23 protein-coding genes are annotated in these 23387 nt (G+C 37.2%); 15 read left to right on the top strand and 8 right to left on the bottom strand.

What is annotated here, in order from left to right; translation table 11 throughout:
• Positions 1-13: 13 nt before the first annotated feature.
• Both AC1VNJ_RS06140 and AC1VNJ_RS06135 read right to left on the bottom strand, forming a co-directional pair.
• Positions 14-1339, bottom strand: a complete 1326-nt coding sequence (locus tag AC1VNJ_RS06140) for a hemolysin family protein (protein WP_033579462.1) — start codon at positions 1337-1339, stop codon at positions 14-16.
• 668 nt (positions 1340-2007) lie between these two features.
• Positions 2008-2640, bottom strand: a complete 633-nt coding sequence (locus AC1VNJ_RS06135; RefSeq protein ID WP_033579461.1) for a spore coat protein — start codon at positions 2638-2640, stop codon at positions 2008-2010.
• A 208-nt stretch (positions 2641-2848) separates the two neighbouring features.
• Between AC1VNJ_RS06135 and AC1VNJ_RS06130 the strand changes: the two genes are divergently transcribed.
• Positions 2849-3400 (top strand): hypothetical protein, encoded by a 552-nt coding sequence (locus AC1VNJ_RS06130; RefSeq protein WP_033579460.1) that lies wholly within the window; start codon positions 2849-2851, stop codon positions 3398-3400.
• A 23-nt stretch (positions 3401-3423) separates the two neighbouring features.
• Here AC1VNJ_RS06130 and AC1VNJ_RS06125 read toward each other — a convergent pair whose 3' ends face one another.
• Positions 3424-3876, bottom strand: a complete 453-nt coding sequence (locus AC1VNJ_RS06125) for a Dps family protein (RefSeq protein ID WP_482640464.1) — start codon at positions 3874-3876, stop codon at positions 3424-3426.
• A 192-nt stretch (positions 3877-4068) separates the two neighbouring features.
• On the opposite strand from AC1VNJ_RS06125, the gene AC1VNJ_RS06120 reads away from it, so the two are divergent.
• The 3 genes from AC1VNJ_RS06120 to AC1VNJ_RS06110 all read left to right on the top strand — a co-directional run bounded on the left by AC1VNJ_RS06120 (position 4069) and on the right by AC1VNJ_RS06110 (position 5868).
• Positions 4069-4350, top strand: coding sequence for a hypothetical protein (locus tag AC1VNJ_RS06120; protein WP_013057684.1), 282 nt, complete (start codon positions 4069-4071; stop codon positions 4348-4350).
• A gap of 93 nt (positions 4351-4443) precedes the next feature.
• The gene (locus tag AC1VNJ_RS06115; RefSeq protein ID WP_013057683.1) at positions 4444-4617 is read left to right on the top strand and encodes a hypothetical protein; all 174 of its coding nucleotides are present in this window, start codon (positions 4444-4446) and stop codon (positions 4615-4617) included.
• 549 nt (positions 4618-5166) lie between these two features.
• Positions 5167-5868, top strand: a complete 702-nt coding sequence (locus AC1VNJ_RS06110; protein ID WP_033579459.1) for a poly-gamma-glutamate hydrolase family protein — start codon at positions 5167-5169, stop codon at positions 5866-5868.
• Positions 5869-5919: 51 nt separating this feature from the next.
• Here the strand turns inward: AC1VNJ_RS06110 and AC1VNJ_RS06105 are convergent, their stop codons facing one another.
• Entirely contained in the window at positions 5920-6189 is a 270-nt protein-coding gene (locus AC1VNJ_RS06105; RefSeq protein WP_154992075.1) for a CPCC family cysteine-rich protein, read from the bottom strand.
• Positions 6190-6477: 288 nt separating this feature from the next.
• Here AC1VNJ_RS06105 and AC1VNJ_RS06100 point away from each other — a divergent pair, with 288 nt between their 5' ends.
• From AC1VNJ_RS06100 to AC1VNJ_RS06090, 3 genes are all read left to right on the top strand, one after another.
• Positions 6478-7038 carry a copper resistance CopC family protein gene (locus tag AC1VNJ_RS06100; protein WP_048019008.1) on the top strand — a complete coding sequence of 187 codons (561 nt, stop codon included), beginning with the start codon at positions 6478-6480 and terminating at the stop codon, positions 7036-7038.
• Positions 7039-7042: 4 nt separating this feature from the next.
• Positions 7043-8104 carry a copper resistance D family protein gene (locus AC1VNJ_RS06095; protein WP_482640463.1) on the top strand — a complete coding sequence of 354 codons (1062 nt, stop codon included), beginning with the start codon at positions 7043-7045 and terminating at the stop codon, positions 8102-8104.
• A gap of 413 nt (positions 8105-8517) precedes the next feature.
• Positions 8518-10245 (top strand): ABC transporter ATP-binding protein, encoded by a 1728-nt coding sequence (locus tag AC1VNJ_RS06090; RefSeq protein ID WP_482640462.1) that lies wholly within the window; start codon positions 8518-8520, stop codon positions 10243-10245.
• 42 nt (positions 10246-10287) lie between these two features.
• On the opposite strand, the gene AC1VNJ_RS06085 is transcribed toward AC1VNJ_RS06090, so the two are convergent.
• Together AC1VNJ_RS06085 and AC1VNJ_RS06080 are read right to left on the bottom strand one after the other, a co-directional pair.
• The gene (locus tag AC1VNJ_RS06085; RefSeq protein WP_482640461.1) at positions 10288-10953 is read right to left on the bottom strand and encodes a type 1 glutamine amidotransferase domain-containing protein; all 666 of its coding nucleotides are present in this window, start codon (positions 10951-10953) and stop codon (positions 10288-10290) included.
• Between the two features lie 97 nt (positions 10954-11050).
• Positions 11051-11629 carry a hypothetical protein gene (locus tag AC1VNJ_RS06080; RefSeq protein ID WP_482640460.1) on the bottom strand — a complete coding sequence of 193 codons (579 nt, stop codon included), beginning with the start codon at positions 11627-11629 and terminating at the stop codon, positions 11051-11053.
• A 150-nt stretch (positions 11630-11779) separates the two neighbouring features.
• Here AC1VNJ_RS06080 and AC1VNJ_RS06075 point away from each other — a divergent pair, with 150 nt between their 5' ends.
• Positions 11780-12178 carry a FixH family protein gene (locus AC1VNJ_RS06075; RefSeq protein ID WP_482640459.1) on the top strand — a complete coding sequence of 133 codons (399 nt, stop codon included), beginning with the start codon at positions 11780-11782 and terminating at the stop codon, positions 12176-12178.
• A gap of 63 nt (positions 12179-12241) precedes the next feature.
• Here the strand turns inward: AC1VNJ_RS06075 and AC1VNJ_RS06070 are convergent, their stop codons facing one another.
• Positions 12242-13618, bottom strand: a complete 1377-nt coding sequence (locus AC1VNJ_RS06070; protein WP_033579453.1) for an aminotransferase-like domain-containing protein — start codon at positions 13616-13618, stop codon at positions 12242-12244.
• 150 nt (positions 13619-13768) lie between these two features.
• Between AC1VNJ_RS06070 and AC1VNJ_RS06065 the strand changes: the two genes are divergently transcribed.
• Positions 13769-14686, top strand: coding sequence for a DMT family transporter (locus AC1VNJ_RS06065; RefSeq protein ID WP_028412807.1), 918 nt, complete (start codon positions 13769-13771; stop codon positions 14684-14686).
• Between the two features lie 294 nt (positions 14687-14980).
• The gene (locus tag AC1VNJ_RS06060; RefSeq protein ID WP_013057669.1) at positions 14981-16312 is read left to right on the top strand and encodes a polysaccharide biosynthesis protein; all 1332 of its coding nucleotides are present in this window, start codon (positions 14981-14983) and stop codon (positions 16310-16312) included.
• A 35-nt stretch (positions 16313-16347) separates the two neighbouring features.
• On the opposite strand, the gene AC1VNJ_RS06055 is transcribed toward AC1VNJ_RS06060, so the two are convergent.
• On the bottom strand, positions 16348-18138 hold the full coding sequence (locus tag AC1VNJ_RS06055) for a transglycosylase domain-containing protein (protein ID WP_034270090.1): 1791 nt from the start codon (positions 18136-18138) through the stop codon (positions 16348-16350).
• 822 nt (positions 18139-18960) lie between these two features.
• Between AC1VNJ_RS06055 and AC1VNJ_RS06050 the strand changes: the two genes are divergently transcribed.
• The 5 genes from AC1VNJ_RS06050 (at position 18961) to nfsA (ending at position 23145) form a co-directional block, all read left to right on the top strand.
• Positions 18961-19563 carry an alpha/beta hydrolase gene (locus AC1VNJ_RS06050; protein WP_033579450.1) on the top strand — a complete coding sequence of 201 codons (603 nt, stop codon included), beginning with the start codon at positions 18961-18963 and terminating at the stop codon, positions 19561-19563.
• 290 nt (positions 19564-19853) lie between these two features.
• On the top strand, positions 19854-20564 hold the full coding sequence (locus AC1VNJ_RS06045) for a polysaccharide deacetylase family protein (RefSeq protein ID WP_034270087.1): 711 nt from the start codon (positions 19854-19856) through the stop codon (positions 20562-20564).
• Positions 20565-20579: 15 nt separating this feature from the next.
• The gene (locus AC1VNJ_RS06040; protein WP_028412811.1) at positions 20580-21173 is read left to right on the top strand and encodes a DedA family protein; all 594 of its coding nucleotides are present in this window, start codon (positions 20580-20582) and stop codon (positions 21171-21173) included.
• Entirely contained in the window at positions 21170-22303 is a 1134-nt protein-coding gene (locus AC1VNJ_RS06035) for an MGDG synthase family glycosyltransferase (protein ID WP_028412812.1), read from the top strand. The genes AC1VNJ_RS06040 and AC1VNJ_RS06035 overlap by 4 nt, the downstream gene beginning before the upstream one ends.
• A 92-nt stretch (positions 22304-22395) precedes the next feature.
• Entirely contained in the window at positions 22396-23145 is a 750-nt protein-coding gene (gene nfsA, locus AC1VNJ_RS06030) for an oxygen-insensitive NADPH nitroreductase (RefSeq protein WP_028412813.1), read from the top strand.
• The last annotated feature ends 242 nt before the right edge of the window (positions 23146-23387 follow it).

The following is a 23387-nucleotide window of genomic DNA, read 5'->3' as shown; positions in this document are numbered from 1 at the left end:
CTAAAAAGGATGATTAATGATGATCATCCTTTTTTTCTTTCTTCTTTCTTTTTTTTACTTCTATATACTTAATGTGAAAATCTTCTATAATCAAAACTTTAAAGTAAAATTGCTCATGCTGAATGATATCATTTTTGGTCACATCAAACTTTTCGGTTAACACCCACCCGGCAATGGTATCTACTTCTTCGTCGCTAATATCCGTGCCGAGTAAATCATTTACTTGGCTAATGAGCATTTTTCCGTCAAGAATGTAGTGATCGTCTTTAATTTTTTGTACATAAGGAATTTCGTCCGTGTCAAACTCATCTCGAATTTCTCCCACAATTTCTTCAATAATGTCTTCTACTGTCACAAGCCCCGCGGTTCCACCATACTCATCAAAAAGAATAGCCATTTGAATGCGTTCTTTTTGCATCTTTACGAGCAAGTCATGAATAGGTACGGTTTCAATTACTTTAAAAATAGGCTTGACATATGATTCTAACGTATTGGTGCCGTCTTTTTCGTTAAATACAATATCATTATAAATTTCTTTAATATTAACGAGACCAATTATCTTATCTTTATCCCCATCTTCAACAATTGGATAGCGGGTATATTTTTCGACATTTGCAATTTGCAAAAAAACCTCTACCACGTCATCTTTAGAAGCACTTACAATTTCCGTTCGCGGGACCATTACTTCTTTAGCTAAACGGTCATCAAAATCAAAAATTTTGCTCATATATCGATATTCGGACTGATTAATTTCACCGCCTTCAAAGCTTTCAGATAACAAAATGCGAAGTTCTTCTTCACTATGAGCAGCTTCATTTTCCGAAATCATCGTTATACCAAATATCTTGGTCAACATACGAGCTGAGCCGTTTAATATTTTAATGAACGGATACATAAGTTTGTAAAACACGATAATCGGTTTTGCAAAGTTCAGCGTAATTTGTTCAGCCATTTGAATAGCAAACGTTTTAGGAGCTAATTCTCCTAAGACAACATGTAAAAAGGTAATAACAACAAATGCAATGACAAAAGATAAAATACCAGCAAGCGGCTCATTCGTATGGAAGGTAGTAAAAAGAGGATGAAGCAACCGATCTAGCGTCGGTTCACCAAGCCAACCAAGCCCGAGAGCTGTGATGGTGATACCAAGCTGACAAGCGGATAGATATTCATCTAAATGCGTAATAACATGTTTGGCAGATACGGCTTTTTTATTTCCTTCTTCTAGAAGCTGGTTGATTTTTGAACTCCTTACTTTTACAATAGCGAATTCTGTCGCTACAAAAAAAGCAGTTAATGCAATCAAAACTGCGACTAATAGTAATTTTACGGCGATCATCAAAGTCACCACCTTGTACGTAAATGTATATCTTAAGTGTTAGCCAAAGTGGAGAAAACATGTATTAAATCGGGAAAAGAAAAACGCACATAAAAAAACTGCTTCTATCTTTAAAAAGAAAAAGAAGCAGTTTATTATGTTACATGTTCATTTAGGGGAATTAATCTTAACTTTACCATCATGGTCTATCACATATCGGTTCTACAGTTCAACTGACTTTTAGCAAACGTATTGCGAGCGTGTTATGACACCTCCTTTAACTGTAATCCGAGTATATATGATGCATCTCTCACTCCTTTCTATTAGTTAACTGTATTATAATACATAATTAATCAAAATACTACAAATATTCAGAAAATAATCCAAAATGCATAGTTTTTTGTCATTTTCTGAAATATATACGCAAAAGAGATTGAGACACAACTATATCAATCGAATCTAAAGGGGAACAAATTGGATAAATGGTCGAGTATGGATCGCTTGTTCCACCGCTGTTGATTTCCGTGCATGACTTCACTTCCCGCAGGAGTCTTCGCCTTTCCCTCCAATCAACAGCTAGAATCAACTCTAAACATAACCTATATTCACCATACTAATGAAAAGATCCGAACGATGAATCGTTCGGATCTTCCTTTAGTTAAAATACGTTTGCCCCAGCCTCTTTGTAATTAATGCAGCTTATGGTTATTAGGCATCTGAGGAGAGGCAGTAGCTTTTGCGAAACTTGTGATCATTTGCTGCATATCTTCTTTTGCAAGCTGCGGCACTTGATAATAATGATGTTTGTTTTGATAAAGAGAAATTTCATAAGCCATTTCAATCCAATTAGGAACACTGTCTCCGAATATTCGGCGAACAACAGGATTAGTTATTTCTAAAGCTGTCATAGTTAAAAGAGATGCTTGAGACTTGACTAGACCCAGCATATGACCTGAAATTCCTTTTTCATTAATTTCCTCAACGGACTGATTCGGCTTTTTAGGCTGCGAAGGCTTTAAGCCATAAACAAAGGTATGAGACTGCTTCATGTTATATACATGTGTAGAACCGGCCGGCTTTTGGCCAGTAGAAAAAGCTTCTACGATTAAATTATATTCATTTAAAATAAACTGATATTGCCGATCAATAATATCAAGCAGCTCTTGTTCTTTTACATATTGCCTAAACATCATAAACTGATCCATTACATTGATCGAGCCGGCAAGTGTTTCATGAACGTCAAATAGCTCATGCCCTCCATGGTTCAATTGAGGGGGGATAGCTCCAGTTTGCATGTTTGTAGGAAGTTCGTGATTATTCATACTAAGTCCTCCTTAAAATCGGTATCGACTATAGTCTTTAAACTTCTTCAAGTTTTATACTCAAACTTGATTTATTCATAAAATGTTGCTCTACATAACTTAATTTACCTCTAGTTAGTTAATTAAAGGGTAAAAGTGAAAGGGTTTTATAAAAAAAAAGCGAATATCAATAACAATTCACGATCTATAGATAGGGGAATCAAAAAACATGAATGAGCTGCTGTCATACTCAAGTGAATTAAAACATGAAGCAAATCAACTGGTGGTATCCAACCGTTTATTTAATTTGTTAAGAGAGTACGGTTGCCCGCTCTCAGGGGAGAGTTTTGAGTTAAATGTCATGACAAATCGCATCATTAATTTTTACGTAGGAAATGATGAAATGGATGAAGAATCTATTTTTCACATGGGGTATCAGCTTACAAAGCGTTTTCAACCTTATAAGATGATATTTGCTAATGAAAAAGGTAAGTATCAGTGGAGTGTGTATATGATTCAGAAGGGTGAAGAGTGGAAGCTTGATATTTCCGTGCTTCCAGAAAATATCGTGAAGGGCAAAGTTGAGAAACAAGTATTATTAAAATCACTTCTCACTGAAAAGAAGCGGGAATGTATTTTATTTTTCAAGCAGCAAAGCGGATATAATCGCTACTATACGAGTGATCATGTCTATAAGGCTGTGCTAGAAGATGACATTTACGATGATATGTCTTTTTTTATGTGGCTGCAAAAACAAAAAAAAGGAAATCAACAAACGTAAAAAAAGAGCCGATTGGGCTCTTTTTATGCATGTACGGATGTTTTTACAGGTAAAGCAGCTTTTAGCATCCAAATATGTTTTTCAATGTTGCCAATTGTTCCAATGAATAAGTCAGCTGTTACGTGATCATGTGCTGCTTCAGCTTTTTCAACTGCATTCTTTAGGTTTTTAACAAGTAGCGTATAGTCATTAATTAAGGTTTCTACCATTTCTTCACTCGTTTGCTCATTCCCATCTTCAGAAAGAGTAGCTGCTTGTAAAAATTGCTTCATCGTAGCAATTGGGCTTCCTCCAATGGCTAGTAATCGTTCTGCATATTCATCTATATAGTCCGCCGTCTCATTATAGAATTCTTCAAATTTTTCATGAAGCGTAAAAAATTGAGGCCCTTTTACATACCAGTGAAAGCGATTTAGCTTTGTATATAATACGTTAAAATCGGCAATTTGTTGGTTCAATACGTTTTCTAAATTCATAGTTAATAGCCTCCTAATGAGTTGTTGTTATCTTATGTTTATATTATATCAAATATCAAATTAAAATCAATACTTATTTATAATTATTATTAAATAATAATCAGAATGCTTTTAAATTGCAGTTATTCTCTCTAAAAACTCTAAAGATATGATAGGATAGAGCAAGAGTATTGAAAGGAAGAAGGGGTAGTCATGCATATTACACCAGAAGCAAAACAATTAATTAACAATATACTTGAAGAGCAGGAGATAACAGGAATTCGCTTGTATTTCAAAGGAATTAGCTGTGAAATCCCTAACATTGGGTTAGCTTTTGAAGAGCCTTTTGAAAATGATGAAATGTATGAAGTCGACGGAGTACAAGTAGCAATGGAAGCTTCTATTGTGCCTTATACAAATGAATTAATGTTAGATGTCCATACAACGCCGTACGGCCCAGGTTTAGCATTAGTTGGAGCTAAAGAAGCTGAGTAAAAAATTTATGTAAGAGAAGCTAACAGGTTTGTTGTTTGTTTTGGTAAACCTTGGTTTACTTAATTCAAACGTTAGTGAAATGGAGGGGGACCTATGCTTCTTTCTCATCATGTAACGGTTGAACAAAGACAGCAAATCAAACGCTTTAAACAGCAAATACAAGACGCAAAAACGCTAGATGAGCGCCGTTTGTATCAAGCCCAGCTAAATAAATTTGTTGAGCGCCTATTTATTGAGAATCGCTTGCAGCGCAGCGGCGAACAATAAAAAACACCTAGAAAAGAAGCCTTCAAAGAAGGTTTCTTTTCTAGGTGTTTTTTATACTTTTACACCTTGTAATTATTCATTTTCTTATATATCGCCCTTTATCTATTTGAAATTCGGTTTTCTGTATGAATATAGCACTAAAAACGTGTAAGTGACTGTTAAATGAAAGCGCTTTCTGTTATAGTGAAGGTATAGAATTGTACTTGTTCACCTACAATGTTCATAAGGAGTGGTTTGTATGATTGAAAGAGGAAACTTCTTAATTGGTTTAGCGTGGGGAACATCTTTGAGCATACCTTTATGGATCGCCTTCTTTGGCTGGATAAAATTAGTTTGGCGCTTGCTTTAAATAAATAAAAACAAAAAAGTGAAAAACTTCAGTGGATATGCGCTGAAGTTTTTTTAAATAGTATAAATAGGTATTAAGAACTATTAAATAAATTGTATTTTTAAACGATAAGTAAATAAGACTACTAAAATATTATTTTTGGTTTTTTTAGGATTCTAATGTTTTAGGTCTTATTGCATAATAGAAAGCGGGAGTACAAATTGAAAAGCTATCGTTTAGTAAGTTTCTCTACCTTATGTATCTGTCTATTCGTTTTATTCATTTCACCTTTTCAAGACACATCTAGTGCATCAACTGATAAATATCAAAATTTCAAGCAGCTCTCACAGCACGAGTCTTCAGCTAGCTATAAAGTGACGACTAAAGAAGCGAAAAGCCCTGTCCTTATCTTTGCTCCACACGGTGGAGGAATTGAAGGCGGGACAAGCGAAATTGCCAAAGAGCTTAGCAAACAAAATGCTCTTTACCTATTCGAATCGTTAAAATCGAAAGGCTCGCGAGATCTGCACCTCACAAGCACTCATTTTGATGAGCCCACAGCGCGTAAGATGGTAAGCATGTATGATAATGTTTTATCTCTTCACGGGTATTCTGGGAATGAAAAACATATTTTTGTGGGGGGAACTGATCGGGAACGTGCAAAAAAATTAACGCAATTATTAAATCAAAATGGATTTCCCGCGGAACTGATTACAAAAGGGCACGATGAGATTGCAGGCATTAACCCTAAAAATATTGCAAATAAAAATCGTACCGGCAAAAGTATTCAATTAGAGATTAGCCAACCGCTGCGAAGTGCTATGTTTCATTCATTCACTTCACAAGGAAGAGCTTCGTCTAAAACTCAAACTTTTTATAAGTTTACAAATGTGCTTTCTACGTTTGTTTCCACTTCTTACTGATTTAAAAAAAGAATGCTTTCACAAGCATTCTTTTTTTATAAACTAGTTTTCCTATTCATGACTTATAATAGGTTTCCAGTTAAAAGCTTTTACATCTTGAACAGAAGGCTTTCTCACGTGCTGTAAGCTTTCCTTATTACATGCTCCATAAACTATAAAATTTTGCTGAGCTTCTATTAAAGAAATAGAGTTGGCTCCTAGTTCATTGGCATTCAGCTTTTGATACGGATCGTCTTCCCAAAAACATATCTCACAAATATCATAGTCACCATCACTGTCTAACGATTGATAACCGCAGCAAGGGCACGTATACTTTTTCATTGTTCCTATCCTTTCTGTATGGGATTTTAAGCTAGAAAAAAGTCAGCCATCTTATTTAACTATTTTACTATATTCAAAGGTAACCTGAAAGAATATTCAAAAAAATTACAGCAGCATATTTCCTAGGATTTGTGAACATTTTATAACGAATTGGTGATAGTTCTTGTGAGATTGAGTGAAAAAGGAGTACACTTACTAGGAAAATAGATCGTGTTCGGAAACGTCTACATAAAAACATTTTTGGATATGATGAATGAAAAAAGAAAAAAGAGATAGGGAGTCATAAATATGAAAAAAATAATAGGTTTACTTTTAGCATGCTTTTTAGCTGTCCCGACAGTTAGTTTTGCTCATACACATGTGCAAACAACAGTACCGGAAAATGGTGCAACTGTTACAGCTCCTCTAAAAGAAATTAAATTAACCTTTGAAACACCCATCGAGAAAATCAGTACTGTGACCATTACAAAAGATGGACAAAAAATTTCACTTGCATCGCAAAAAGTAGAGGGGCATGATTTAATAGCTTCTGTTGATCAGCCTCTTGAAAACGGATCTTACGCAGTAAACTGGGAAATTGTAGGGGAAGATGGTCATGTAATGAAAGATTCGATTGCTTTTAAAGTAGATGTGAAAGATGAAGCGAAAGAAGAGAATACTCAAGCAGCCGGAAAAGATAGTGAAAAAAAGCAAGGCGCCACGCAATCCGAACAGCACCAAAAAAGTGCAGCAGCAAATGATGAGAAAACAGAGAACAACGATTCTTCATCGTTTTTTGTTATCATGATTATTGCTATTGTAGTGGTGGTTGGCGCATTACTCTTAATCTTCAGAAAGAAAAAGGCTTAAAAAGATGAGTATTTTGTTGCCTGTTTTTGAGTGGTTCACATACGTAGCTCTTTCCTTATTATTAGGATTTGCCGTACTGCAATATGTGCCCCTTACAAAAAAGCCAACAATTTTATTATCAAAGCGATGGCTACTTGCAAGTGCAGCGGCTGTCGCTCTTTTTTCGGTTGGAAATTCGCTTGAGATTATTTTATCTTTTTCAAAAATAAGAGGGTTAGGTGAAACAGTTCGTCTTGTATTATTGGAAACAAGAACGGGACACGCCTGGATCTTTGTTGTACTGATTGCTATTTTATGTATGGTTGCTGTTTCAATAGAGAGCCACCCCCATATGTATACATTACTTACTGTAGCCTTAGTGGGAGGAATCGCCTACGCAAGTCACGCAGCATCCGCTTCTGTGCTTAGCGGCATGTTGTCTCATTCCCTTCATATTTTAGCAGTTGGACTGTGGGGAGGAGTGGTTCTGATTGTTGCCGCTTTTTCAAAAGAAACCTCCAATTGGAAAAGTTTCTTAAGCTGGTTTACTCCTTTTGCGATCGCTTGTTTTGTGCTTCTTTCATTAAGTGGGTTCATTTCGATGGTTATTATCATGGGGCTGTCCAACTATGTAAATTCATGGGCTACAGATTACGGGCAATCTCTTTTGTTAAAGCATATTACGATTATTCCGCTGCTTGCATTTGCCGTCATCAATGGCTTTCTTATGAAAAAAGCGATAAAACATCCAGAATATAAGCCCGTGATGTGGATTCGAGCAGAAAGCATTATTTTGCTTATCATTTTTTTATTTACAGCTATCATGGTAACGCAATCGCCGCCAACTAATATAAGTCATATGGCAATGGATTCATCGATTCTTCCTTTTATCTATGGGAAACAAGTGACGCTGCCTCTAACGTTTCACGTAACGATTGTAGGAATCCTATTCTTATTTGTTGCACTGCTGTTTTTTGTGTATTTACTTGTTTGTTTTTACAAAAAGACAGTATGGCTCAGCGTATTAAGTGCGGGTTTGTTTGTGTTTGCTTTTTATATTGCGATGATGACAAGTATTCAAGTCTAAAAACAGTGAGAAATATCTCACTGTTTTTTTATTAGCCATTAAAAGTAGTGTTATCTCTCGGGCCATTTCTCGGAGAAGGGGGCATCGGCATTTGGGAACTAGAACCGGAGCCGGATGTAGAGCCGCTTGGAGGCGATATATTTCCTGCGTTTCCAAAAATAACGATCCCGCCAGAAATTGTGCCAATAGAAATAGATTTAATATAAACAGACATCCTTATTCAACCTCTCATCTAGTAAAAGAATTCAGTGTACCACAGTATATGACCAGCTTGTCATTTTTGTATAGACGAGTTTAAAAAATAGGTAAAAGCTTAGAAGTTCAGGTTGAGAAAGGAAATGGTGTAAAATAAGATAGAACTTTGAAGGTAAAGTGTTGATATCACCTATTAAAAGAAGTAGAAAGGAACTAAGATGAATACGCAAAAAGGAATTCATTTTTCATTTAAAAAATTATGGTTGCTAACGAACCCTCCGACAGGAAAGCTACTCATTTCGTTCATACTGGCCTTAATTAATACCGGAGCGTCGCTTTCTATTCCTCTTGTCATTAAAGAAGTGATGGAGAAAATTGCAGTAGGCGTCTCACCGCAGCTTATAGCAGGACTCCTTGGTTTATTTGCTGCTCAAATGGCAACAAGCGCAGTATCTCTTTATCTCCTTGCTCAAGTAGGCCAAGGTGTTGTAAAAGAACTCAGACATAAAGTGTGGAACAAGCTCATAAAGCTTCCGGTTTCATTTTACGACCAAAATCGTTCCGGTGAAATGGTAAGCCGCATTACAAATGATACAACCATTGTGATGAACTTATTGTCAACAGAAATGATTGACTTTGTTAAAAATATTTTATCTATTATCGTTGCCATTGTTATTTTATTTACGCTTGATGTACCCATGACGCTCATTTTATTAGCGGTTATTCCCGTTATGTTTGTACTGGTTATGCCGCTAGCGAGAAAAATACATAAAATTTCACGTGAGCAGCAGGATAAAATGTCCAAGCTTACAGCTTTTTTAGCTCAAATGCTGAGTGAAATCCGCTTGATTAAAGTATCCGGTTCAGAGAAAAAAGAAGTTGATTCCGGCTTACAATCGTTTCAGTCACTCTACCTCTTCGGTGTAAAGAGAGCTAAAATTGAAGCTATCATTACACCGATTATTAGCACGGTGATGACCGCTGTTATGATTGCCATCGTCGGGTTTGGTGCATACCGGGTGAGTGAGGGATTTATCACTGCAGGAGAGCTGGTGGCTTTTGTTCTTTACCTTTTTCAAATTATGGTTCCGGTTGGTTCACTTACCCGATTTGTTACGAGCTTTCAGCAAACTAAAGGAGCTTCAGAAAGAATCTTTGATATATTAGCTGAGAAAGAAGAGAACTATGAAAATGGAGAAGTGCTTGAACAGGTAGGGAGTTTAAGGTTCGATAAAGTTGCTTTTCAATATGAAGATAAACCCGTATTGCAGGAAGTTTCATTTTCTGCTAAAAAAGGAGAAGTTACCGCTTTTGTTGGACCTAGCGGAGCTGGAAAATCTACTGTTTTTTCTCTTATCGAACGCTTTTATGAGCCTTCATCGGGTCACATATTCTTGGATGGAACAGACAGTCAAAACGTCAACTTACGTTCGTGGCGTCACCTATTTAGCTATGTTCAGCAAGATTCTCCGATTTTAGCAGGAACAATTCGAGAAAATCTCATTTACGGATTAGAGCGGCATGTGACGGATGAAGAAATAGAAGAAGCAGCAAAGTTAGCGAATGCTCATCATTTCATTCAGTCCTTTGAAGCTCAATATGAAACAATGATTGGAGAAAGAGGTATTAATCTCTCAGGAGGACAGCGACAGCGTATTGCAATTGCCCGAGCGCTGTTACGAAATCCTCAGTTTTTATTACTGGACGAAGCGACAGCTAGCTTGGACTCCGAGTCAGAAAAGCTTGTGCAAGAGTCATTGGAGACAGTAATGAAAGAACGCACATCACTCGTCATTGCCCATCGTCTATCTACGGTCATTAATGCAGACCAAATTGTTGTAATAGAAGAAGGGCAAGTTACAGGAAGCGGAACGCATAAAGAGCTGTTAGCCTCTCATTCTTTTTACCAGCGTTTGGTAGAGCAGCAGTTTCAAACATCCCTATAGAACAAACAAAAAAAGACTGCTTTCGAGCAGTCTTTTTTTAGTTTATTTATTTAGCTTTTTAACTAATTCATCACCCATTAACTCAGAAGAAAAAGGATCTCGGCTTGTGACAATTTGATCATTTGCCCAAACAGCATATGCTTTTTTATCCATCTCAGGGATGTAATTAGCCACTTCACGAAGTTCTTGTTCTAAACTGTATGGTAAAAAGGGAAGTACTTCTTCCGGTTCGATTTCATCAGGATAACCGGTTACGTCTAGTCCTTTAATTAACAGTTCATCATCGGATCCTTTCAAGAAAGCAAACACAGAAGGTCCGTGACACTCAGCTGCTAAAATACCTCCGTTGTCGTACACTTTGTTCATAAGTGCATGCAAGTCCACATTTTTTGCTAAGTCAAACATAGCGCCGTGGCCGCCTACTACTAAGATAACGTCATAGTTCCCAGCATCTACTTCTTCAAGTTTCATTGTCTGATCCGCTCTTCCTGACTCATATAATTTCTTATACGTTCCGTCTGGATCAAAGTCTTCTGAAATACTTCGGACGTCTAGTTCCGGCTTACCTCCAAAAGGTGAGGCTAAGTCAACGGTGTGTCCTGCGTTCTCAAGCTTTTGCAGCGGAGCAAATAATTCTTCTGCCCACCAACCTGTGTGATAATCTTTCTCTTCGTATCCGCTTGATAATACAGCTAACACTCTTGCCATGTTTATACCTCCTAAATGATGTAAAACGTATAGTGATACATATCATGTATTCATTGTGAACTGTACCCTATATAAAAAAACTTTAAACAATGGCAAGTTATGAAAAGGTAGCGTGAATCATAAACAAAACCAAAAAAGAGATAGCAAATTTAAGATGCCACTTTTTATCTGTACGCTTATAGCACTTCACGCCCATCACGAGCAGACAAGCTAGAACAGCCATCGTGATAATTCCTGAAAAGTACGTAAAATTTGCTTGAAATCCTTTTATCAAAGCCATATAACCATGTAAAATAATCAAAGCAGTTGATATAAGGGCAACGGGAACGTGCCACTGACGAACGTACTTGGCTAAAAACTGAATAAGCGGTTTTAACTCAAACTTTCCTTTTTTAATTTGCGATATCGGTTTCCATTTTAATAATAAAAAGATAGGATAAATAGCTAAAGCTGCAAAGAAACCAATTCGTGCGATAGAACCAAGCTCTTTAAAATTCCCTTCGTATATTTTAGAATCAAGCGGAAGGGAATGTTTATAAATAGGGACGTAAATAAGCCCTGCTACAACTAGTAAAAAAGAGATAGTAAAGATAAAGATCACTTTTTTACGCTCACTTTTATTTTTGATTAACGTCTGTAGCCATGATTTTTTAGCTGGAGATTTAGCGGAATTCATTTTCTTCCTCCTTGGAAAAAACTAGTTAGTATCAGTATGAACTTTTTTTCTTAAAAAACCTTTAAAAATCCTTCTTTTTTAAAAAAATTCATTTTTTTCTTTGCAATACGCGTTATAGTTAAACAAAGGGTTTAAAAAGGAGATGAATACATGAAAAAAAGAATAAGTATATCTATAATCAGTCTTTGTTTACTTTTAACAGCCTGTGGTCAGGAACCTGCTCAAAGCACAAATGCTGAGCAGCCAAAACCGTTGGACGTATACCTTCAAGGCCCAGAGAAGTTACAGAAAAATGAAAACGGTATCTACAAAGCCGAAGTTACATATGGAGACGAAAAAGTAAAAAATGATGACGTTGAAATGATTGAATTTGAAATAGAGAAAAAAGATGGCGAAGGGAAAGGGAAGATGTTAAAGCCTAAACAAATAGGAAAAGGTGTATATGAGATACAAACATCTTTCTCTGAGCCTGGCACATATACCGTGCAGTCACATGTTTCTGCAAAAGGGACGCATAACATGCCTCTTATAACCGTTACGGTTAAATAAAAGAAGTCAAGGATGCTAATTCCTTGGCTTCTTTTCGTTTAGTATGTCCGTTAAATTCCCATTCTACAAGGGGAAAAGGTTATTTGGAATAGGATGATGTTTTCTATCATCAATTAAAGTAATGCACTGAGCCAGCTGTTCAATCCCTCGTTTGATCGTATTCTTATTTACTTGTGAGATGCTTAATCGGAGAAGCGTGTCTCGTTTATATTCTGGTAAAAAAAATCTAGAAGCATCATCAACATATATGTGCTGCTCGTTTAGCATGTGGACGATCTGTTTTGCTTTCACATGCTCAGGCAAACTAATGGATAAATAGAATCCTGAAGGCGGCTTAGAAAAATGTGTATGAGCGGGCAGCAGTGAATCACATGCTTCTACAAGAGTTTGCATTTTGGTATGGTATACCTCTTTTATCTTTTTAAGATGACTAGTAAACATGCCGCTTTTTAAATAAATTTCAAGAGCGCCTTGGGAAAGCGCTGAACTATTAAAATCTGAACTGAATTTATATCGTAAAAAGTTGCTATTCATTAACGAAGGAAGCACGATAGCAGCAATGCGTAACCCAGGAAGAAAAATTTTTGAAAAGCTTTTAATATAAATGACTCGTCCAGAAGGATTAAAAGAAAATAAAGGATCTGATTTTGCATCGGGATCAAGGTCGCCCAAAAAGTCATCCTCGACTATATATACATCGTATTTTTCGGCCAGCTCCACGATTTTTTTCTTCTCGAAATTTGTATAACAATGTCCAAGAGGATTATGGAATCTTGGAATAATATAGAAAAATTTTATGTCATTATTTCGAAAAATGTACTCCAAACGATCAAGATCAATCCCTTCCATCGATAGCTCGATCCCAAAAGTAGTAGCTTGGTGCAGGGTAAGAGACTCGATAAAACCGAAATAAGTGGGCTGTTCAATCAGGATATTATTTTTTCCATTTGGAAATGGCATAGAAACTAATAAGTGAAGAGCTTGCTGAGACCCAGATACAACAACTAACCTTTCAGCTTGAGTGAACACCTGTAGGCTCTGCAAGTGTTTCACTAACTGTACCCGCAATGAGTAAGAGCCTTGTTGATCAGAGTATGTAAAAAGCTCTTCTTTGTAGTGTTCAATTGCTTGGTTTATACAATGCTGAAATTCAAGATAAGGCATAACGTTTTTATCTGGACCAGCAGACAAGAAATCAATCACTTCATTTTCATTCGTCCTATGTTGAAATTCTGCCACAACGTAGTAGCCGCTTTTAGGAACAGAATAAATTAAATGCTCTTTTTCTAATTCGCTGTACGCTTTAATAACGGTATTCTTGCTGCACGAAAAATGGTGGGAGAGTCGGCGAACAGAAGGGAGTTTACCACCTGCAATAAGCGATCCATTTGCTAGGCCAAGCTTAATTTCTTCCATGATTTTTAGATATTTCAAACTCATAGGTCCTACTCCTTTAATTTGTACCCGTACAGTTAGGTAAAAGAATGATTTATTTTACTAGTTGTCCTGCGCTATCCTTTTAATTATATCAGAACTTTTTTTAGAAAAATGGTACAGTTCTGAAAAATAAAAAGACAGGGGTAGGGTAAGATGCAAAAAGAAACGAGAGAGAAAATCGGCTTATTGTTAGGGGTAGTAGGCGTTATCTGTTTTAGCTTAACCCTTCCTTCTACAAGTGTTGCAGTCGAGTATTTCGGAACGACAGTCGCCGGTTTAGGAAGAACAGCTATAGCTGCTATCTTAGTAGCTGTGATATTGATTGTACGAAAAGAAAAATTTCCTTCTCTTCGCCAATTTAAAAGTCTGCTGATCGTTGCTTTAGGCGCAGTTTTAGGGTTTCCTCTGCTCACTTCCTGGGCAATGAAATCATTGCCTGTTTCTCACGGAGCGGTTGAACTCGCTCTTTTACCATTAGCCACAGCCGGTTTTGCGATGTTTAGAGGAGGTGAACGTCCTTCTTTCAAATTCTGGATATCAAGCATGATTGGTTCTGCAGCTGTTATCGTGTATGCTCTTCACCTCGGATTTGGTCAACTGCAGTTTGCCGATGCCGCTCTACTAGCAGCGGTGCTGATACTTGGACTGAGCTACGCAGAAGGAGGGGTGTTAGCAAGAGAATTAGGCAGCTGGCAGGTAATTGCTTGGGCCATTATCATCGGTGCGCCATTTTTTATGATTCCAGTGGGACTAAGCATTACAGCTGAAATGCTTCATGCGCCTTTAAAAGCGTGGGTTAGTTTGATTTATCTATCAGTCGTGAGTCAATTTTTAGCATACGTTGCTTGGTACAGCGGGATGGCTATGGGGGGAATAGCCAGAGTTAGCCAGGTTCAATATTTGCAGCCATTTTTAATGATTCTGTTTGCAGCTCTATTTCTAGGCGAATCAATTACACTTTTTACTCTTGCTATAGCAATAATTGTTGTCTTTTCGGTTGTGCTAGGCAAAAACGCCTCGGTATCAAAAAAAGAAGTGCATCCCCAGAAAATGATGAATAAAGACGCTTAACTAATATGTAAATTTGTTACATTAAAACAGCATGCTCTATTTCCTTTAGCAATCGGCAGGTTCATTCAGTCTCCTGTTTTTCTATGTAAGTTTCAAGAGCCAAAAGATAAGAAATGAATGAATTTCCTATGTAAAAAAGGTATATAACGGTTTTTTTTCACATAGGTTGAACATTATACAAGAACTTGTACACCGAAAAAATACAATTAGACAAATAATTCGTATTGGGCTTGTCATATACATAGAGAGAAGAGGTAGTGATGAAAAAGGACGGGAGATAGAGGAGATAACGAGATGAACACTTTTTTGAAAGGAACGTTTATTCTAGCAGGTGCTGCCTTTGCAGGAGAGTTAATTGAATTTCTTGTAAATATGGTACTTGCTAGAGAATTAGGAAGGGAAGGCATGGGCATGTACATGACTGTTCTTCCTATCATTTTTCTTATTGCCACCGTAGCCAACTTAGAACTGCCTATTTCTATTTCTAAATTTCTTGCTGAACATCATCGCAAAGAACATCAGCATATGATGAAGCATGCCACCATTTTTGCGACTGCTGTGAGCTTGGGGATCTTTTTTATTACACTGGCCGTATTAGCAGCCTTTCCATTTTTCAGTCACTATCATCCTTACTTGAAATGGGTTGTACTATGTTTCATTCCGGTTGTTTCATTTTCAGCGGTGCTTCGTGGATATTTTACGGGTAAAAATAATATGACGACCATCGCTGTGTCTAATTTTATTCGCAAAGCCTTTCAGCTAACTATTTTATTTGTTGTTTTTCAAATGTTCGCTTTCACAGATGTTAAAATGTCTCTGTTTATTGCGATTTGTACACTGATTGGAACCGAAGCTGTTATTTTGCTTTATTTTTTTATCACGTATGTTACTCAGTTAAGTGTTTTATCAAGAGGGCACAGGCCTCTGCTTTCTCCAAGTGAGATTCGGAAAAAGCTGTTAGGCGTCTCACTTCCGACCACGGGACTGCGTTTATTTAATGCGGTATGTAATGCTATTCAGCCGTTTTTAATCAAACACGCGCTCGTTTTATCGGGCATGACGTTAACCGGGGCAACGCAGCATTTTGGTATGCTAACAGGGGTAGCGATGTCGATCGGCTTTTTTCCGGCTTTCTTTGCTCACTCTCTTTTAGTAGCACTCATACCTGCTGTATCTGAAGCTCATGCGAAAAATCAGGAAGAACAGCTTCAAAGACTTTTGACTCAAAGTATGCAAATGACATTTTTATATGGGATTCCGTCTATAGTGGCGATGTATTTCTTTGCTGAGCCGCTTACTAACTTGTTTTTTCATTCTACAGAAGCCGTGTACTATCTAAAGGCTTTATGGCCGTATTTTCTTTTTCACTTCTTTGCCGTCCCGCTTCAAGCTTATTTAATTGGACTCGGCTATGTAAAAGATGCTTTTTATCATACGATTTGGTCTCATATTGTCTCTTTTTCCCTGATGTTTTTCTTAGGATCACAAACAAATATTGGCATGCAGGGAATTATTATCGGGATGAACTGTGGCGTGGTTGTTTTGACCGTTCTGCATTATGTAACGATTTGCAAAGTCATTAACGTTTCCTTTTTTTCACTTAAGCATAAAACGCATTTATCTTAAAAAAACCTCCAACAGTGAAGTTGGAGGTTTTTTGGTTACCAGTTATTCATAATTGAGCTAAACAGTGTAGCAGGGTCTTGTCCGCCGCCGCCTGATAAGTATTTCGTTGTTTGCGTAGAATTAGCATTATCAAAGCCAGCGTGGATAGAAACGACTGCATCATCGGTATACCCGACAAACCAAGCATCTTTGACGTCGTTGGTTGTACCGGTTTTACCTGCAGCATCTCGTGAAGAACGAGCGTTAACACCTGTTCCATAGCTTTTTTCAATTACGTCTTGCAGCATGGATGTCATTGTATCCGCATTTTCTTCACTCATTACTCGCTCTGTCTGAATGTCTGGCTTTTTCACTTCACCGTCGCGCATCTCAATTTTTCGAATTGCGTACGGCTTAGTCATGACGCCTTTGTTAGCGAAGGTTGTATATCCTTGTGCTAACTGAAGGGGAGAGAACGTTGTCGTCGTTCCTCCAAGAGCAAGTCCTAATTTTGACTTATCGTCATCTTCAAGAGGAAGTCCAGCTTTTTCCATGAATTTTACGCTTGTATCAATACCAATTTGTTTTAAAAGCCAAACAGCTGGAACGTTAAGTGAACGAGTAAGTGCTTCACGCATTGTCACATGCTTTTGATATTCACCTTCTGCGTTTTTAGGGCTATATCCACCGCCAAAGTCTTGTCGTTCGTCACTTAAGAGTGAAGTTGGTGTATAATCTCCAGTTTCTAGTGCTGGACCGTATACGGCTAAAGGCTTAATAGCTGAACCAAGCTGATAGCCGCTTGTAGCACGGTTTAAGCCGTTTCGTTCATAGCTGCGTCCTCCATACATCGCTGAAATCCCGCCTGTTTTAGGGTTGACAGCTGAAATCCCAACCTCTACTTTGCTGTTGATGTCATCATCTCGGAACGTATGATTTGCTACAGAGTTATTAATCGATTCCTGTAAATTAGGATCTAAATCTGTATAGATGGCATAACCACCCTTATAAAGATCATCAGCAGATACGCCATATTGTTGAGCAGCTTCTTTAATTACATAATCAATAAATGCTTGATTTGAGTTCGGTTTTTTAACCGGAATACTAGGCTCGACTACGCGTTCGTTTAACGCTTGCTGATACTGAGTATCGCTAATAACGTTTTGGTCATGCATCAGTTTCAATACAACGTTTCGTCGGGCTGTTGCTTTTTCTGTACTATTGCTTGGTGAATACGTACTCGGCGCTTTTGGGAGTCCTGCTAAAAGCGCAGCTTCGCCTACGGTTAAATCTGATACAGGCTTATTAAAATAAATCTGAGAAGCTGCACCAATACCGTATACACCGCTTCCGAAATAAATTTGATTTAAATATAATTCCAAAATTTGATCTTTTGTAAATTGTCTTTCTAAGCCTAGTGATAGAAACATTTCATCTACTTTACGTTTAATGGTCTTATCACTAGATAAGTAAAGATTTCTTGCTAACTGCTGTGTAATGGTACTTGCGCCTTCAGCTTTACTCATTGTTACAATGTTCTTAAAAAGGGCGCGGCCAATACCTTGTAAATCAATCCCAAAATGCTTGTAAAAGCGACGGTCTTCCGTTGCAACAAACGCCATTTTTACATAATCGGGAATTTCATTGCTCGAAACATTTTGACGGGGAACGGTTTTATACAATTCGTCAATCTTACGGTCATTTTTGTCATAGACTACCGTACTTTGAACCGACTGCAGTTTCGAGTAAGATAAATCAGCCGTTTGCTGAAATTGCTTTAATACATAGGTAACTCCTAGCATTACAATTAAAACAACGACTAAAAAGGCTAAAATAAATTTCCTCATGTTGGTTCACTCCACTAAGTAATAATTCCATGTTCACACATAGCTACATTCTTCGTCTTTACAAGGTCGTTATGTAAAGAATGCTGAAGTTTGTTGACCCATTCAATCTTTTAACAAAGAGATGGGTGATAAAGTATTAACGTTTAAAAGCTGACGCGCTAAGTTTAATAAAGGCTATTATTCAAGTGCAGGTAAGTTTTTAGGGTATAAGATGATTGACATAAATAGCTCTTTACGCAGTTATTTTTTGCTTACTCGCAGATGCTTCGTTTTTTTATTAAACTGAAACAAAGTGAAATACAATCATCTGAACTTAGTTTACCCATAAATTTGTGTTTGTCAAATAAAGTCGTATAAAGCACCATTCGGGGCTTTGTTCCCCTTTATGAAAAACCAAGGGGGTATTTTACGTTCTGTTTCTCATAGAAAAAAGTTGTTATAACACGTATAAGAAATACGATTTAGTACGCTCGGGTATAAATGCTGATATCTGTTGAAAGTAACGAAATAAAGAAAAAATTAACTAATTTATCAGACTAGGGCACTTTTTATACGAAGGAGGACGGGCGAGTTTTAATTATTATCCACCTTTTGACGGGAGCACTTAGATAAAAGTGGAATATTTCTTTACCCGCTGTAAGTCAAACGAATTAAATACCTAGCTGCATATGAGCAATGGCCATATGAAGTTATTCAGTATTATGTGATACTGCCAGCAAAACATACAGGTATTTCTTTGACAGTAGTTCCTTTACAAATGCTTCGAAAGTTCTTATAATAAAATTATCTTTAATTCGAGATATTTAAAAGGAGTGGATATACGTGAAACATATTTTTAAAAAAGGAACGGACGAGACGAAACCGACTTTATTGCTGTTGCATGGTACAGGAGGTACAGAACAAGATCTGCTCCCTGTTGCAGATATGATTGATTCCTCTTGCTCCGTATTATCTGTAAGAGGAAATGTACTAGAAAACGGAATGCCCCGTTTCTTTAGACGTTTACAAGAAGGAATATTTGATATAGAAGATTTAATTGAACGTACAAAAGAACTTCATCAATTTTTAGATGAAGCGGCTGAAACATATTCATTCGACCGACACAATATCGTAGCTGTAGGCTACTCAAATGGTGCCAATATTGCAGGAAGTTTGCTGTTTCATTATGAGAATTCTTTAAAAGGGGCGGCTCTTCTTCATCCGATGGTTCCAAGAAGAGGAATTGAAGTGCCTAAGACCGACGCCTCTATCTTTATCGGCGCAGGTACAAACGATCCTATTTGCCCAGCATCAGAAACGGAAGAACTTTCTGCTCTTTTAGAAAAAGCCGGAGCGGACGTACAGGTCCATTGGGAATCATTTGGACATCAGTTAACACGAACAGAAATTGAAGCAGCTGAAAAATGGTATCGGTCAAAATTTTAATTTCAAAACTTTCCGCACTCGTGCGGGAAGTTTTTTTATTTTCAAAAAACAAGGACAGTTATCATACAAAAGATAGATATAAATGGTAAAAAGTACTTTTTTTACTGAATGAAGGGAAATTTTATGATATCATTTTATTTCCGGTATATCCTTGCAGAACAGCTATTTTTAGGTAAAGTATCAAATTATTTTAAAATTCCTGGCTTCTATCACAAAAAAATGAAACCAAAGTCTGAGTAAACCGTTATAATAAATGCAGGATTTAAATTCAAAAGGATGGTTAAAAGCATATGACTCGTTTTTTTATTGTTTTACTTTTCGTTCTAATGGTTATATGTGTATATACCATTATTTCGCAAACCCTTTACCGTCGCTATCATTCATCAGTCATAATAAAAGGGGCAAAAAAGCATAAAATAGCTATAACATTTGACGATGGGCCTCATCCTGTTTATACGCCAAAAATTTTGGACTTGTTCAAACTGCATGAAATGAAAGCTACTTTTTTTATTGTGGGAGAACTAGGGGAAAAACACCCGTCTATTTTAAACAGGATGATTGATGAAGGACATGAAGTAGCTATACATCATCATCGTCACGTGAGTGCATGGACGCAAACACCTTGGCAATTAAAAAGACAAATTCATCAATGTGCACAGGTTATAGAGAAAGTAACAAATCAAAAGCCGCTTTTTTATCGTCCGCCGTGGGGACATTTAAATATGAGCAGTTTATTAATGGCCAAGCCATATCACCTCGTGATCTGGACAGGAATCTTTCAGGATTGGACACTAAAAACAACGAAAACGGCATTAGTTCAAAAACTAATGCGTAAAGTAGAAGATGGAGCCATTTTTGTTTTACACGATAATGGAGATACCCCGGGAGCAGATGAAAAAGCACCTGAAATGACGATTGCGGCGTTAGAAGAATTTTTACCTTACTTAAAACAGCAAGGGTATGAAAGTATAACCATGCAGCAATTGATGAATCAATCGTAAATAGAGGAGCGAGCAGTGGACTTAACAATTATTTCTCAGTATATACATTCCTATGGTTATATTGTTATTTTACTTGTACTTTTTTGTGGGATCGTTGGAATTCCAGCGCCTGAAGAATCATTTTTAATATTATTAGGCATGTTTATTGCCAAACATCAGCTGAACTTATACGAATCATCTCTTTTTGCTTTTTTAGGCGTTATAACTGGAATGCTTACTGCTTACGGGCTAGGAAGGTATGCGGGAACCCCATTTTTTGATAAATACGGAAAATACGTAGGGTTAACCAAAGAGAAAATTGAAGCGGCAAGCGGCAGCTACCATAAATATGGGATATGGACCATTTTATTTGGTTTATATATTCCAGGCTTACGTCAAATTAGCCCATATATGGCAGGAATAAGTCGCTATCCGTTTTTGCTTTATTTGCTGTTATCGGTGGTAGGCAGTCTAGTATGGGTCCTTTCTTTTCTCGTTCTAGGTTACTATGTAGGAGACCGGATTCATATTTCGTATATCATTATGGGAGCTGTAGCTTTTTTTGTTATTTATTTACTTATAAAAAGAAAAAGAAACCGAAAACGTCTTGAGAGGAGGGATGGTCAATGAGGAAGGTTCTGTTCTTGCCGCTTTTTCAGATGCCATCTGGTCATCACCAAGTAGCAGACGCCGTTATGGATGCCATCATGGAACGTTTTTCTCACGTTATTTGTCAAAAAATTGATTGTTTAAGCTATTGGAGCAAACCGCTTGAACAAATGATTTCATCGATATACATGAAATGGATTTCTGTTTTTCCAAAGCAGTTTGAAAAATTTTATTACGGGCATGTATACAAAAAAAACGACCATACGATGGATGATTTTGTCGTGAAAAAGTGGCCGATTATCGAATATCATATGAAGAAATTAATTGATGCAGAGCAGCCCGACGTCATTGTTTGCACACACAGCTTTCCTTCCTGTGTATTAAGCGGCTTAAAAGAAAAAGGAATCATTGATCTTCCTATTATAAACGTATACACCGACTTCTTAGTAAGCGACGTATGGGGTAAAAATGGAATCGAGCTTCACTGCGTGCCTGATCAGGATACGAAAGCATTTCTACAAAACGTTCACGGTGTAAAAGAGTCTTCTATTTATGTAACGGGCATTCCCGTTCATAAAGCGTTTTTAAAAAGACGGATTGACCATCTCATGCCACAGAAGCATATCCTGATTGCCGGCGGAAATTCGGGCCTTGGGAATGTACGCAAAATGCTTCAGCAGCTTCCGCAAAACTGTACGTATATGTATTATGTGCTGTGTGGAAAAAATAAAAAGTTGTATCAAGAACTAGTGAAACTAAACCACCCGAAAGTTAAAGCGGTCCCGTATGTAAAATCAAGAGAGAAAATGAATGATTTATATGAAGGAGCAGATGCCATTGTCACAAAAGCAGGAGGCGTTACAATTAGCGAAGCCCTTCATAAGAGACTACCTATTTTTATTCATTCATCTCTTCCCGGTCAAGAACAAATTAACATTGAATATCTAAAAGAAAAAGAGCTGCTGATACCGCTTAATGATGCTGAAGCCTTTGAACAGCAGCTTAAGAACATTTTAGAAAATGATGTGAAACGAAACCGGTTGATAAAACGAATGGACGAATATGTAGACAGCTTAGAAGTAAAAGTAGATCGCGTGCTTGCAGATCACTTTAAGCTGTATCGATATGAGACAAGTCAAAATCAATTTTAAGCAGAACATTGGTTATTTCTTTTTACATTCGATAAACTAACTGTAGATATAACATCTGTAGAAGGTTAAATGAAGTAAAAGGAGATTATAATATGAACTCAGTTATTGAAACGATTTTAAATCATCGTTCTATTCGCAAATATGAAGACAAACCATTGTCGGAAGAGCAAATTCAGACGATTGTAGAAAGCGCACAGGCAGCTTCCACATCAAGCTATATTCAAGCGTACTCCATTATTGGAGTAAAAGATAAAGAAACGAAGCGAAAGCTTGCCCAATTAGCAGGAAATCAGCCTTACGTAGAAACAAATGGACACTTCTTTGTATTTTGCGCTGACTTTCATCGTCATGATGTCATTGCAGAAATGGAGAAAAAAGATTTATCGACAGCGCTCGAAAGCACAGAGCAGTTCATGGTAGCTATTATTGACGTTGCCCTTGCTGCGCAAAATGCAACGCTTGCTGCTGAATCAATGGGACTTGGAGCTTGTTATATTGGCGGTTTGCGTAACGAATTAGAAGAAGTAAGCAAATTGTTAAAACTGCCTCATCATGTAATCCCGTTATTTGGTCTAACGGTTGGACATCCAGCGGGTATGACGGATAAAAAGCCGCGCTTACCATTTAAACATGTGTATCATGAAGAAACATATGAGCCAAACCATGAGCAGACGAAAAAAGAATTAACGACGTATAACGAAGAAATTTCTGCTTATTACAACGAACGAACAAATGGCAAACGCCAAGACACATGGACTGGTCAAATGGCTGAAATGCTTTCCAATCCTAAGCGTATGTATATGAAAGAATTTGTTGAAAAGCAAGGATTTAATAAGAAATAAAAAGGCTGGGACACAAGTAGTTTAGCCGAATTGAAAAGCGAACCGCTCATCAGAATCTTTGATGAGCGGTTCGCTTTTTTTGTTATGGTGAACATAGGTTTCATTTATGTAGTTCCTTCTAGCAGTTGACTGGATTCATTTCCAACCTCTTTTTTGTTACGAAAAAAACTTAATATACCCGTTAAAGGGTTAATAAAAAAGAAGAGGCATAGCCAGCAATGATAGAGAAATTTAACTATTTT

It is taken from the genome of Priestia sp. 3CA3 (assembly GCF_056836725.1).
Note: the sequence above shows the minus strand (reverse complement) of the source record. Positions and strands in the feature narration are given on the sequence as shown.